The organism is Bradyrhizobium sp. LM2.9 (genome assembly GCF_054056555.1).
Map to the genome: position 1 here is coordinate 6,801,874 of NZ_JBSRYJ010000002.1, position 12,987 is coordinate 6,814,860.

Genomic DNA, 12,987 nt, shown 5'->3' on the forward strand with positions numbered 1-12,987 from the left:
GGCGGCGGGAAATTCAACCGCCGACTATCGCCCGTTGCCGCATTGCTCCCCCTCATCCTGAGGGCCCGCCAAAAGGCGGGCGTCTCGAACGATGGCCGCGGGCGAAAGCGGGGCCTTCATGGTTCGAGACGCGCGAAGACGCGCTCCTCACCATGAGGAGCAACTTCCTCACCCCAGCGCCTCGAACCTGAACGCGTCTCCATCCCGCGTGATGTGCCCGGCCGAAAAATGCCCGCCGATCACCAGCGTCGGGGTATCGGCAAAGCGGCCGAACAATTCGCGGCGCGTCACCGCCGATTGGCCCTGATCGGAATCCGCGGTCGAGGACCAGCCGAGATGCGCCATCTGGCAGGGATGATGGGCGACGTCACCCGTCAACAGTCCTTGCTCACCGTCCGACTGGATCAGAATGCTCATATGCCCGGGGCTGTGGCCCGGGGTCGGGATCATGCTGATCTCGTCGCTTAGCCGGTGGTCGCCCGGGATCAACTCGGCCCGGCCGGCATCGACGATCGGCTGCACGGAATCGCCAAATACGGCCTGCTTGTCCGGCTCGGTGGAGTGGTCGCGCCAATGCTCGTATTCGGTCTTGCCGAACACATAGCGCGCCTTGGGGAAGGTCGGCATCCATTTGCCCTCGACCAGTTTCGTATTCCACCCGACGTGATCGACATGAAGATGTGTGCACAGCACGGTGTCGATGCTCTCGGGCGGAAAGCCCGCCGCAATCATCGTCTCAAGGAATGGCGCGGTGCGGTTGTTCCAGGTCGGGACATTGCGGCCCTGCTTGTCGTTGCCAAGGCCGGTGTCGACCACGATGCGGCGCGTCGGCGTCTCCACCACCAGCGAGTGGATCGACATTTTCAGCCGGCCTTCTTCGGTGGCGAAATGCGGGATCAGCCAGGGCAGATTCTGGATTTCCGCGTTGCTCGCCAAGGGCAGAATGAAGCGGGTCGAGCCGACCGTCTCCAATTCCACGACCTTGGTGATTTTGACCCTGCCGACCTTCCACTGCATCCGGCGCATTCCGACGTTCTTGCTTTGGCACGGAACATGCGCAGTTTCGCCGTCAGGCGCAATGGATCATCTGACGTGATGCGGCGTTATCGCGGGAACCCAGGGAAAGCCAAAGGGCCAGCCATGCCAGAGCCAGACATGCCAGAGCTTGCAATCTCCGCCGAGAAGATCGCCTTCATCATCGAAAAGGCGCGCGAATTCGACGTCAAGGAAGGAAATTCCGATCCGGATTCCGGCTCGAACGCGACGGATGACGATGCGGTCGACATCCTCGAGGATGACGGCTCCGATCCGGTCGTCAACGAACTCGGAAGTTTCATCGTCGCCCTGAACGAGGACGAGCAGATCGATCTCGTCACGCTGACCTGGCTCGGCCGCGGCGACGGCACGATCGACGACTGGAACGATTTGCGCGCACGCGCCGTGCAGGCGCGCGCCGAGTATCACAGCCCCCGGCGCGAAACGGCGCATTATCTGCTCGGTGAGCCGATGCTGGGCGATCTGCTTGCCGACGGGCTCGACGAATTCGGCATCGACTGGACCGACGGAACCCCAGTCGCCGATTCCTCCAGTTCGAGCCAGCGGGACGAAGACGAACCCACCAAGCAACAGCGGTGATCCTGGCCGATTACTAGCGCGCGCAGTCGACGACCACGGTGCCGAGCTTGTCGCCTTTCTCGACGGCGACATGGGCCTGCGCCGTCTCCGACAGGGCAAACTGCGCCGCGACGTTATGAATTCGCGGCCCCGCGGCCAGCCATTTCGAGACGTCGGCCTGCGCCGCCGCAAGCAGCGCCGGCGGCAGCGCGAACAAGACGAGCGAGCGGAGCGTGATGCACTTCTCCATCAGCTCGCGCATGGGCACAGTCGGCGTGCGGTTGCCGTTCGTGGCGTAGACCGCGATTGTCGAATTGATTGCCATCAACTTCAGGGTCGTCGCGATGTTGCCGCCGAAATCGACATCGACCACGTGGTCAACCCCGCGTTCGCCGGTGAAGGCCATCGCCTTGGCAACGACATCTTCGTCCCTGTAATTGACCACGAGATCGGCACCGGCTTGTCGCGCCTGCACGCCCTTCATCGCCGAGCTGACGGTCGCGATCACCTGCGCGCCGCCCCATTTCGCGAGTTGCACTGCGTAATGCCCTACTGCACCCGCGCCGCCGGTGACCAGCACGGACTTGCCGACGATCGGTCCGTCCGCAAACAGGGAGCACCACGCTGTCATTGCGGGAATGCCCAGCGTCGCGCCTTCCGCAAAAGAGAGATTGTCCGGCAGCGGCGTCACCAGATGCTCGCCAAGCGCGATATGTTCGGCCGCGGTGCCAAAGGCGCGGCCGTTGCGCTGGCCGTTGAACAGCCAGACCCTGTCGCCGAACTTGAACCGCGTCGCGCCATCGCCGATCTGGTCGATAAACCCCGCGCCATCGCTGTTCGGAATGACACGCGAAAATTCCTTCGCGCGATAGCTGCCGCCGCGCCGGCCGACATCGGCCGGGTTGACGCCGGAGGCTTCCAGGCGAATACGAACTTCGCCTGGGCCTGCGACCGGCGTCGTCATCTCACCATAGGTGAGGACGTCCGCCGCCGGTCCTGTCTCTTCGTACCAGACTGCCCTCACAGCGTTCCCGGGAAGGCACCGCCGTCGAGCAAAAGGTTCTGGCCGGTGATGAAGCCGGCCCTGCTGCCGCACAGGAAGGCGCAGGCGTAGCCGAACTCGTCGGGATCGCCGAAGCGGCCCGCGGGATTGAGCTTGGCGCGTTCGGCCAGAACCTGGTCCGGCGTGATGCCGCGCTTCTCGGATTCCCCCTTCGCGGTGCTGCGCAGGCGGTCGGTCTCGAACGGGCCCGGCAACAGGCCGTTGATGGTGACGTTGTTGATCACGGTCTTGCGCGACAGGCCGGCGATGAAGCCGGTGAGGCCGGCGCGCGCGCCGTTGGAGAGACCGAGAATGTCGATCGGCGCCTTCACCGCGGCCGAGGTGATGTTGACGATGCGGCCGAACTTCCGCGCCATCATGCCGTCGACCGTCGACTTGATCAGTTCGATCGGGGTCAGCATGTTGGCGTCGATCGCCTTGATCCAGTCGTCGCGGGTCCAGTTGCGGAAATCGCCGGGCGGCGGTCCGCCGGCATTGTTGATCAGGATGTCGGGCTCGGGGCAGGCCTTGAGCACGGCCTCGCGGCCGGCCGGCGTCGTGATGTCGCCGACGATCTCGGTGACAGTCACATCAGGACAGGCCTTGCGGATGTCGTCGGCCGTCTTTTTCAAAGCTTCGGCGCCGCGCGCGGTCAGTGTGACGTGAACGCCGGCTTCCGCCAGCGAGATGGCGCAGGCGCGTCCGAGGCCTTTGCTGGATGCGCAGACGATGGCGCGGCGACCTTTGATCCCAAGATCCACTGTTTCACTCCCGTAATGTCATGCAGGTTTTTAGAGCCGCTATTCTAGCCAACCTTGGCGCCGCTGATAAGGGACGGGCTCGCATCAAAATGCATGCGGTCCTGCGCGGCGATGCAAATGCGCCTGATCAGATGCGCCGCTCCTGCTTGAGACGGTCGATCGCGGAGCTCGCCTCCGGCGGCAGCGACTTGAAGCCCATCTGTCCCGCGGCCGAGAACAGCGGCCGTAGATGCGAGCCGGCGAGAAAGGGCGGCTGGCGGTTGGCCGGCACGATCTGGTCGAACACCAGCACCAAGGTGGTGGCGACGAGGCCGACCCTGATGGCGCCGAGCGCGGCGCCCCCGAGCCGGTCGCCGATGCCCGCCTCGCGTATCGTGTCGCTCAGCGCCAGCCGGCCGAGATATCCAAACAGCATGCCGACCACCACGAAGATGCCGAAGAACCAGATCCAGTTCTGAAGCAGCGGCGAATTCGGATTGCCCGCGACCTGCGGGACGATCAGCGGCATCAGCGCGACGGCGATGGGGGCGGCGAGGAGATAGGCGAGGATCGTCATGGCGCTGCCGAGCAGGCCGGTCCTGAAACCGAAGCCGATCGCGATTGCGAGCGCTGCATAGACTGCGAGATCGAAACTGTTCATGCGCGAGAGCCTGCCATGGAACGAATGAACGCAGAACCGATCATTCCGGTTTCAGATCGTTAAAATCGTCTGTATTGATGGCTGCAAAGCTCAGGGATCACGCCCCAAGAAAACGTCAAGGAACTCGTCATGTCAGACCTATTCGACGTCAGTCGAGAAACCATCCTCGTGACAGGCGCGAGCCAGGGCCTGGGGCGGCAATTTGCCCGGATGCTGGCAGCGCATGGCGCGGCCGTCGCGCTTGCGGCGCGGCAGACCGATAAGCTGAAGAGCCTGGAAGAAGAGATTCGCGGCAAGGGCGGCCGCGCCGCTGCCGTCGCGCTCGACGTCACCGACACCGCATCGATCGCCAGGGCCGTCGATGCCACGGAAGCCGCGCTCGGCCCGGTCACGGTCCTGATCAACAATGCCGGCATCGCCATCGAAAAGCTCGCGACCGAGCAGACCGAGGCCGATTGGGACGCGGTGATCGGCGCCAATCTCAAGGGCGCCTATTTCCTCGCCACCGAAATCGCGCGGCGGATGATCGCGCGCAAGCAGGAAGGCAACATCGTCAACATCGCCTCCGTGCTCGGCACCGGCGTGCTGAAGGCGGTGTCGCCTTACGCGATTTCCAAGGCGGGCATCATCCAGGCGACCAAGGCGATGGCGCTGGAGCTTGCGGGGCAAAACATCCGCATCAACGCGCTGGCGCCCGGCTACATCGACACCGAGATGAACCACGCCTTCTGGTCGACGCCGCCAGGCGAGCGCCTGACCAAGCGCATCCCCCAGCGCCGCATCGGTGCCGAGTCCGATCTCGACGGCGCGATTTTGCTGCTGGCCTCGAAGGCCTCGCGGTACATGACGGGCAGCGTTATCACCGTCGACGGTGGTTTCCTGCTCAATTGAGCTACCGCATCTCCGCCCTGATCATGTCCGCCGCCTTCTCCCCGATCATGATTGTCGGCGCATTGGTGTTGCCGCCGATCAGCGTCGGCCATGATCGAGGCGTCGACGACGCGCAGACCCTCGACGCCATGCACCTTCAATGCCGGATTGACCACGGCCATCGCATCCGTCCCCATCCTGCAGGTGCCGACGGGGTGATAGACGGTGTCGACGCGCTCGCGCAGGATGGCGCGGATGTCGTCGTCCGTTCTCACATCAGACGTGAACATGTCCTTCTTCTGCAACGCGCGCATCGCGGGCGTCTCCATCAGCCGTCGCGTGGTCTTGAAGCCCGCGACCATCGTCTCGAGATCCTCCGCCTCACCCAAAAAATTCGGATCGATCATCGGCGCTGCCAGCGGATCGGCGCTTTTCAGCCAGACGCTGCCACGGCTCTTCGGTCGCAACAGGCAGACATGGCATGAGAAGCCCGCCTCCTTGTGCTTCTTGCGGCCATGGTCGTCGAGCATCGCGATGATGAAGTGCAGCTGGATGTCGGGCACATCGAGGTCGGCTCGGGTCTTCAGGAAGCCACCGCATTCGGCGAAATTGGTGGTCATCAGGCCGCGTCGCTCCCGGCGGTATCGCTGGATGGCGCGGAGCAGGGATGGCAGCCGACTGATCGATGAGTGGACGAAGTGCGGATAGTCGGAGGCGTAGACGAACACGAAGTCCGGATGATCCTGCAGATTGCGTCCTACGCCCGGCAAATGATGCACGACGCCGATACCGTGCGCTCGAAGCGCCTCGCCATCGCCTATGCCCGACAGCATCAGCAACTGCGGTGACTGGAAGGCGCCGGCGGCGAGGATCACCTCGCGACGGGCGCGCAGCTGCTTTGTCTGCTTGCCCTGCATATATTCGATGCCGACCGCGCGCCCGCCCTCGAACAGGATGCGCGTGGCATGCGCCTGCGTCTCGACACGCAGATTCGTGCGCTTGCCCATGTAGGGATGCACATAGGCGCGTGCTGCGCTCCAGCGCTCGCCATTATGCTGCGTCACCTGGTAGCTGCCGAGCCCTTCTTGGTCGTCTTCATTGAAGTCCTCGCGGATGCGGAACTGCGCCTCGCGGGCGGCCTGATGGAAGACGTCATGGATCGGATTGTCCGAGCGCAGCCTGTTGACATGCAGCGGGCCGCCCTTGCCATGACACGCGCCGTCGAAATCGGTGTTGTTCTCCGAGCGCTTGAAATAGGGCAGCACGTCCGCGTACGACCAGCCGGCATTGCCGAGCGAGGCCCAGTGGTCGTAGTCCCATTTGTTGCCGCGGATGTAGACCATGGCGTTCATCGCCGAGGAACCGCCGAGCCCCTTGCCGCGCGGTTGATAGCCGATACGGCCGTTCAACCCCTTCTGCGGCACGGTATCGAAGGCCCAGTTCGCTGCCTTGTATGGCAAAGCGAGCCCGAACGGCGTGGTGATCCGCCAATTGTCGTTCGGGCCGCCGGCGTCGAGCAGCGCCACGGATGTGCCCGCATCCTCCGACAGCCGCCCCGCCACCGTGCAGCCGCCCGAGCCCGCGCCCACGACGACGAAATCGAATGTGTCAGTCACTGATGTTTCCCCCCGGATTTTTCTTCTCGTCATTGCGAGCGAAGCGAAGCAATCCAGACTGTCCATTCCTCATCCCTTGCGCAACGGCGAAGCCGTTGTCGCTAGGAGCGCGACTTCGCGCGTCTCGAAGGATGAAGGCCCGGCTGGTGGCCTCGCCCTTCGAGACGCGCGCGAAATGCGCGCTCCTCAGGGTGAGGGTCTAGGTTCGCTGCGCTCGCAATGACGGGTGTTGTGCTTAAGACATGAACCGCATCATCTTCTCCAGCCGCGCGATCTTGCCGCCGTAGGGCGGATAGAGGTCGGCGAGGCGGTTGAATTTCGAGCGATAGAATACCGGCTTCAGCTTGCTGAACGTGCGAAAGCCCCATTCGCCGTGATAGACGCCGGTGCCGGATGCGCCGACGCCGCCCATCGGCTGGTTGATTTGCGCGAAGTGAAACAGGCAGTCGTTGATCGTGACGCCGCCGGAGACGGTGCGCGCCAGCATCTCGTCGCGTGCAATGCGGTCCTTGCCGAACCAGTACAGCGCCAGCGGCCGGTCACGCCGGTTGACGAAGGCGATGGCGTCGGCTGGTTCGCGATAACCAAGCACCGGCAGCACAGGGCCGAAAATCTCCTCCTGCATCACCGTCATCGCCTCGGTCGCGCCCACGATCAGCGTTGGCGGGAATTTGCGGTGTGCCTTCCAGTTCGGATCGTTAGCCTTCGCCGGCTGCAAAATCTTTGCGCCGCGGCTTGCCGCATCGGCGACGAGATTTTCCAGCCGCGCATAATGCCGGTCGGAGATCACGGAGGTGTAGTCCTTGTTGGCGGGATCGGTGCCGAACATGCGCCGCATCTGCGCCCGCACTTTTTCGGCGAAGGCCTGCAACGAGCGCTCGGGCACCAGCACGTAATCCGGCGCGATGCAGGTCTGCCCGGCATTGAGCAGCTTGCCGTAGGCGATGCGCTCGGCCGCCTCTTCGAGATCGGCGGAGGCGTCGATGATCGCCGGCGACTTGCCGCCGAGCTCGAGCGTGACGGGCGTCAGATTGCGTCCCGCGGCCTCCGCGACCAGCCGTCCGACCCGGGTCGAGCCGGTGAACACCAGATGATCGAACGGCAGCGATGCGAAGGCCTTTGCGATGTCGTCCTCGACGCCGGTGACGAGCACTTCCGCGGCATCGAATTTTTGCGCGATCGTCTCCTTCAGCAGGCCTGCGAAGCGCGGCACCAGCTCGCTCGGCTTGATGATGACACGGTTGCCGGCGGCGAGCGCGCCGATCGCAGGCGCGAGCGTCAGCTGGAGCGGATAATTCCAGGGCGCGATGATGCCGACGACGCCGAGCGGCTGCGGCATCAGCCGGTTGCGCGCGGGCAAAAATTGCAGCGCGGTGGCGATGCGCTGCGGCGCCATCCAGCTCTTCAGATGCTTGGTGGCATGCCGGATCTCGGAGAACACCATCATCGTTTCGGCGATGGTGGTCTCGACCGCGGAGCGGTGGCCGAAATCGGCCGAGATCGCCTGCCGGAAGCGCTCCTCGTTGTCGGCGACCACGGCGCGCAGCCGCGCCAGCCGGTCGAGCCGCTCGGCAAGGTCAGGCGCCGGCTCGGCCCGCGACCGCGCGACCATGGCATGGAAGGCGTCCTCCAGCGCTCGAACTGGGACGCTCGTCGGGGGGCGTTCCAGGGGACGGTCCAAGGCGCGATCCAAGCCGTGGTAGTCCATGGCGTTCTCCCCATTTTAACGACGTTCCGCCTGGTTTTGTTGCCGCAAGCTGGCCCTTTGTGGAACTTCTGGCAAGGGCACGCCAAATGGGCCGGAAATCGGCCCAGCTCGCTGTTATAAAGTCGAAAAAATCGTCCCCGGAGCCCTTTCCAAAGGCAGCCCGGGTTGGTACATACCGCCCGCACCCAACGGGCTTTGCCCGGGGTCGCCTTCCAAGGAAGCCTTTGGGACGGACGAAGCAAGCCACGCGAGCAGCGTCGGCCCTCCATCCACCGTCCCTCGGCATTTCACGAGGGCAAGCAACGGTTTAACGCGGGGTGGAGCAGCCCGGTAGCTCGTCAGGCTCATAACCTGAAGGTCATAGGTTCAAATCCTATCCCCGCAACCAAGTTCGGACTTTACCGGTCCCGGTACGAAAATGGCCCGCATTGAGCGGGCCATTTTTGTTTTGGCCGGGGGGCGGTCGCGCCAACTTTACTAGGTGAGGATCACTCCTTGAGTCTGCTGCGCCTGCGAGCCGCCGCAGCAATTTCGATGCCTACTCGCAGTCAATTACGTGCACTGGCACAACAGTAATCCTCATTACCTCGCTGTATGAATGGTTCGGCGTTATCGACCTGTCGGTTAAGTGCTTGGAAGCAGAGTTGGAAAAGATGCGGAGCCATCGCGCTTCGATCAGCAGCTAGGGGGCTCGAATGGTCATCACATGGAAAAGCCTGGTCGCCGCGATTGAGCGAAATCCTGAACGCAAGAACATCCCCGCCGAGCTACCCGTTCTGGGCGAAGGGGAGCAGAAGGAGAAAGCCGGGATCGAGCGCCTATTTCAGTTCATCGGCATGTATGTGGTCGTCTTTCAAGACGTGGAATCAAAGCTCGATCAAATCATCCAACTCGCAATCGGCCTGGAGCGACGGCACGTTGGTCATGGCGTCATCGCTCTTCTGTCGAACAGCCAGAAGATTGATCTGGTGCAATCGATTGTTCATTCTTCGGAAATCGCGGATGGCAGCCCGGCTCAAGAAGCGTGGGTGACGTCCTTTGACGAAGTTATGCAGCGGCTAAGGGCCGAAGCGACCCGGCGCAACAAGATCGTCCACTCTCTCTATATTTTTGATTTCATGAAAATCGGGCACTCCCCGGTGCGCAGCAAGCGGACGCGAAAGAGAACCGGAGCGTCGTTCGATCTGGAGCACGTAGATGCCGCCTACGTCGATAGAGCGACGTCAGACGTAGCCGGATTATCATTCGACGTTGGGATGGTCCTGGTGCAGTTGAGGCACTGGTACGAAAAACTGGGGCGAAGCTTAGCGGCCTCGGAAAAAGAAGCCGCTGAAGAATGACGACTAAATAAGTCATGAGAGGTTGGGCTATCAGGCGAATCACCTCTCAATTGGGATCGGTCAGGCGGCCGCGGTCTGCGCTGAGAGCAGGGTGACTTTCAGAGGTGCTTCAAACGATCTTCAATCTCGGTTTTCCAATAGCAGTTGGCGCCCTTTCCGAGACTGACGACAAAAGGAATCCTGCGGCAGTTCTCAGAGTATTCAATGGAGAGCTGTGCGATGCGTCAACCCAAGCTTCAAGTCAGTCTGCTGAGCCTTAAGATCAATGCCGAAGGTGTTGTGGCTATCCCGGCCACATTGTTGGTCTTTTTGCGGTGCTGGTGGCTTCGCGATCTTCAACGATCTTTGCACCGGAAACGAGATTAGAGATGACTGATCAGAAGTCTGGCACGTGGTTAGAGAACGGCGAGAAATTCGCCTTGCTTGGCCTAAGCCTAAAGGATGATGAAGCCGGGTTTTCCGAAGGACCGCTCTCTCCCGAACTGTCGGTTTTAATCGGAGCGAAGTTTAAGATGCCTACGCACTGGCGTGAATGGTTAGGCAGTATTCGCGCCGAAGAGGTGGACGACTGTAACCTCTTCATCCTCAGTAAACTGAAGTCAAAACAGCCAGATGTTTTGGACGGCGAAAGCCAAACCCTTCAGCGACGCGTCTGGAATTTCTATATTGGTCTTCTTTTGACTTGTCCATTTGCGACCGCCCACAAGCCCGTCATCGTGACCGGATCACGCGAAGACGACGGGATCGGTGTGCGCCAAGCGCAAGATTTGGAATTGCCAGTACCTCGCATTTTTCGTCCCTATCCGGAAGTCTCGCAGTCCGATCTGCGCCAGGCTGCGGCTGCCGGGACGCAGCTCAGCAGGATTGGCGGGATTGCCAAGGGCGACAGTCACTGGCGCCTGTTCCGAGTTTTGCATCTTTATATTGCGACACGTCCCGAACAGGATCTGCTCCACCGCTTGCATCAGTATGCGCGCTGTGTTGACGGCTTATTGCTGACAAGGCCGGGCAAGGGTGCAAGTGATTTTAAAAACAGAACCGAACTGTTCATTGGCTCCGGACATGGTAACGTATTGGAAGAAATTTACGCGGATCGCAGCTCCGTTGAACATTTACACGAAGACCGCCTTCTTGAACCATTTGATCGCCCCAAGCGTCTTGAGCTTTTGCGCAAAGAAGCGATTGTCGAGCACATCGCGCGAATAGCGTTGCAGCGGATCGTTCTCAATGAGGTTCTATGGCAGCATTTTGCGAACCGGGCCGGGCTTGAGAAGTTTTGGGCGTTCGCTCCCGAGGAGCGGCGGGCGATCTGGGGCGCTCCGGTCAATCCACTCGATGCACTCACGGACTTTGATCCGAAGTACATTCACGATGGGCTATTGAGCAATTAACGCTGGCTGGCTCGCAGTTGCGGTGACAGTGCGGATTGTCACTTTAATCGGCTACCCTAGCGCGCCCCGCAAATCTGCTCGTGAGCGAATGCCCTCACTCCGGATAGCTCAAAATCATCTTCAGCAGTTTCGGGAACCGCGCATTGATGTCCTCCTCGCGCAAAACGTTGCGGTGCTGGACGCCTTGCTTTGACGTCCGGATCAGGCCGGCCTCGCGCAGGATGCGGAAATGGTTCGACAGGGTCGACTTCGCCATGTCGGGGCAAGGCGCCGCCTCGGTGCACGACATGCAGTCGCTCTGCGCGGCCAGGCTTTTGACGATTCGCAGCCGCATAGGATCCGCGAGCGCGCCTAGCACCCCGGCCAGTGTGATCTCGCCCCGCGGTGGGTGAACGAACTGCACCATACCTAAAATATAGCACCTCCCTTGAACTCATTCAATAGTTCACTAGTATTGAACTATTGAACATCGGCGTCGTGCCGGATCATGGAGATATACGATGACCAAGAGACTCGAAGGAAAAGTTGCGCTCGTGACCGGCGCATCCAAAGGCATCGGTGCCGAAATCTCCGCCCGGCTCGCGGCCGAGGGTGCGGCGGTCGCCGTCAATTACAGCTCCAGCAAGCAGGCCGCCGACCGCGTCGTCGCCGCCATCGTCGCCAAGGGCGGCAAAGCGGTGGCCGTCCACGGCAATTTGGCCGACGCCAAGGACGTGAAAAGTGTGGTCGCGGAAACCGTGAAGGCGTTCGGTGCGATCGATATCCTCGTCAACAACGCGGGCATCTACGAATTCGCACCGCTCGAGGGCATCACCCCCGAGCACTTCCACAAGCATTTCGACCTCAATGTGCTCGGTCTGCTTTTGATCTCGGGTGAAGCGTCGAAGCACTTCAACCCCAATGGCGGAAGCATCATCAACATCAGCTCCGGCGTATCGACCATCGCGCCGGCGAACACCGCCGTCTACACCGCGACGAAAGCATCGGTGGACGCGATTTCCTCAGTGCTGTCGAAGGAGCTGGCGCCGCGCAAGATCCGCGTCAATGCCGTCAATCCGGGCATGATCGCCACCGAAGGCGTCGTGTCGGCCGGCCTGCACGAGGGCGACATGCGCAACTGGATTGAATCCACAACCCCGCTTGGCCGCATCGGCAAGGTCGAGGAGATCGCCGCCGCGGTGGCCTTCTTCGCTTCGGACGAAGCCTCTTACATCACGGGCGAGACACTTCACGTCACCGGCGGCCTTCGCTGAATTTTTCGGTTTACATGAGGAAATGGCCCGTCTCGCGCGGGCCATTTTTTTGCGCGGACCTCAGGGCAGCTCAGAACTGCGTCATTGCCTTCCCGTCCGCTCCGACCAGGCTCGACGGCGAACGGGGAGGTCCTGGGTTCATCACTTCCCGCGTGCCTGTGGGGCACACGCGAGGTGATGACAGCCATTCTGTCGCGTCGAATGTGTCCGAAGATCAGGGTCTGTGCGGACAAACCATCGTCAGATAAAGCAGCGTCGGCGCCTTGTCCTCGCCATCGCGATACTCCCACTCCAGCCGGATCTCATGCCGGTGCGCATAGGCGTCGCTCGCCTTGTGCGTGACGATCTTCGTCTTCATCGGGATCGGCGGCTCGGAGTTGAAGCATTTTCGGACACAGGCATCGAGCAGATCGCATCGCGTCAAGGGGATGACGCCCGGCTCGTCGTTGGACAAGGGGATCGTGTTAGGCTGGGTGCTGAGGTCGACGCGGGCTCGGCCTTTTTCCTTGTGCCAATACGCCGCGCTTCCATCTGGCCATCTGTCTGGCGGCGTCAAGATCAGGTGGTATTGGCCGTATTCGAGCGTCGGCAGGTGGATGTCCGGGGACGCCTTGAGGATGTCCACGCTCCGCTGCATGTTTTCCAGCGGGAAATAATTCTCGTTCATCAAATCTTTGAATGAAGCCCCGGTATAAGTTCTTGAGCCCATCGCCTTTTCCTTCAATATGTTCTTGGCTTTATGTTCTTGGCTT

12 protein-coding genes, 1 tRNA gene and 1 pseudogene are annotated in these 12,987 nt (G+C 61.7%); 6 read left to right on the forward strand and 8 right to left on the reverse strand.

Going from position 1 to position 12,987, the window contains the following annotated elements:
* Nucleotides 1-168: 168 nt before the first annotated feature.
* Nucleotides 169-1,017, reverse strand: a complete 849-nt coding sequence (locus ACVWW3_RS34725) for an MBL fold metallo-hydrolase (protein ID WP_456652129.1) — start codon at nucleotides 1,015-1,017, stop codon at nucleotides 169-171.
* Nucleotides 1,018-1,155: 138 nt separating this feature from the next.
* On the opposite strand from ACVWW3_RS34725, the gene ACVWW3_RS34730 reads away from it, so the two are divergent.
* Nucleotides 1,156-1,635, forward strand: coding sequence for a DUF3775 domain-containing protein (locus tag ACVWW3_RS34730; protein WP_247448474.1), 480 nt, complete (start codon nucleotides 1,156-1,158; stop codon nucleotides 1,633-1,635).
* Nucleotides 1,636-1,648: 13 nt separating this feature from the next.
* Here the strand turns inward: ACVWW3_RS34730 and ACVWW3_RS34735 are convergent, their stop codons facing one another.
* From ACVWW3_RS34735 to ACVWW3_RS34745, 3 genes are all read right to left on the reverse strand, one after another.
* Nucleotides 1,649-2,638, reverse strand: coding sequence for an NADPH:quinone reductase (locus ACVWW3_RS34735; protein WP_456651688.1), 990 nt, complete (start codon nucleotides 2,636-2,638; stop codon nucleotides 1,649-1,651).
* On the reverse strand, nucleotides 2,635-3,417 hold the full coding sequence (locus ACVWW3_RS34740) for an SDR family oxidoreductase (RefSeq protein WP_456651687.1): 783 nt from the start codon (nucleotides 3,415-3,417) through the stop codon (nucleotides 2,635-2,637). The genes ACVWW3_RS34735 and ACVWW3_RS34740 overlap by 4 nt, the downstream gene beginning before the upstream one ends.
* Before the next feature lie 127 nt (nucleotides 3,418-3,544).
* A complete protein-coding gene (locus ACVWW3_RS34745) occupies nucleotides 3,545-4,057 on the reverse strand; it encodes a CvpA family protein (RefSeq protein ID WP_456651686.1) in 513 nt (170 codons plus the stop codon).
* Between the two features lie 129 nt (nucleotides 4,058-4,186).
* On the opposite strand from ACVWW3_RS34745, the gene ACVWW3_RS34750 reads away from it, so the two are divergent.
* A complete protein-coding gene (locus ACVWW3_RS34750; RefSeq protein WP_456651685.1) occupies nucleotides 4,187-4,948 on the forward strand; it encodes an SDR family oxidoreductase in 762 nt (253 codons plus the stop codon).
* 1 nt (nucleotide 4,949) lies between these two features.
* Here ACVWW3_RS34750 and ACVWW3_RS34755 read toward each other — a convergent pair.
* Together ACVWW3_RS34755 and ACVWW3_RS34760 are read right to left on the reverse strand one after the other, a co-directional pair.
* Nucleotides 4,950-6,543: pseudogene (locus tag ACVWW3_RS34755) on the reverse strand (GMC family oxidoreductase).
* Between the two features lie 235 nt (nucleotides 6,544-6,778).
* Nucleotides 6,779-8,251 carry a coniferyl aldehyde dehydrogenase gene (locus ACVWW3_RS34760; protein ID WP_456651683.1) on the reverse strand — a complete coding sequence of 491 codons (1,473 nt, stop codon included), beginning with the start codon at nucleotides 8,249-8,251 and terminating at the stop codon, nucleotides 6,779-6,781.
* 311 nt (nucleotides 8,252-8,562) lie between these two features.
* Between ACVWW3_RS34760 and ACVWW3_RS34765 the strand changes: the two genes are divergently transcribed.
* The 3 genes from ACVWW3_RS34765 to ACVWW3_RS34775 all read left to right on the forward strand — a co-directional run bounded on the left by ACVWW3_RS34765 (nucleotide 8,563) and on the right by ACVWW3_RS34775 (nucleotide 10,982).
* Nucleotides 8,563-8,639, forward strand: a tRNA-Met gene (locus tag ACVWW3_RS34765).
* A gap of 307 nt (nucleotides 8,640-8,946) precedes the next feature.
* Entirely contained in the window at nucleotides 8,947-9,591 is a 645-nt protein-coding gene (locus ACVWW3_RS34770; protein ID WP_456651682.1) for a hypothetical protein, read from the forward strand.
* 368 nt (nucleotides 9,592-9,959) lie between these two features.
* Complete coding sequence (locus tag ACVWW3_RS34775; RefSeq protein ID WP_456651681.1) at nucleotides 9,960-10,982, forward strand: hypothetical protein; 1,023 nt, start codon at nucleotides 9,960-9,962, stop codon at nucleotides 10,980-10,982.
* Nucleotides 10,983-11,076: 94 nt separating this feature from the next.
* Here ACVWW3_RS34775 and ACVWW3_RS34780 read toward each other — a convergent pair whose 3' ends face one another.
* Nucleotides 11,077-11,388 carry an ArsR/SmtB family transcription factor gene (locus tag ACVWW3_RS34780; RefSeq protein WP_456651680.1) on the reverse strand — a complete coding sequence of 104 codons (312 nt, stop codon included), beginning with the start codon at nucleotides 11,386-11,388 and terminating at the stop codon, nucleotides 11,077-11,079.
* Between the two features lie 94 nt (nucleotides 11,389-11,482).
* On the opposite strand from ACVWW3_RS34780, the gene ACVWW3_RS34785 reads away from it, so the two are divergent.
* Nucleotides 11,483-12,235 (forward strand): SDR family NAD(P)-dependent oxidoreductase, encoded by a 753-nt coding sequence (locus tag ACVWW3_RS34785; RefSeq protein WP_456651679.1) that lies wholly within the window; start codon nucleotides 11,483-11,485, stop codon nucleotides 12,233-12,235.
* A 214-nt stretch (nucleotides 12,236-12,449) separates the two neighbouring features.
* Here the strand turns inward: ACVWW3_RS34785 and ACVWW3_RS34790 are convergent, their stop codons facing one another.
* Nucleotides 12,450-12,944 (reverse strand): hypothetical protein, encoded by a 495-nt coding sequence (locus ACVWW3_RS34790; RefSeq protein ID WP_456652128.1) that lies wholly within the window; start codon nucleotides 12,942-12,944, stop codon nucleotides 12,450-12,452.
* Between the last annotated feature and the right edge of the window lie 43 nt (nucleotides 12,945-12,987).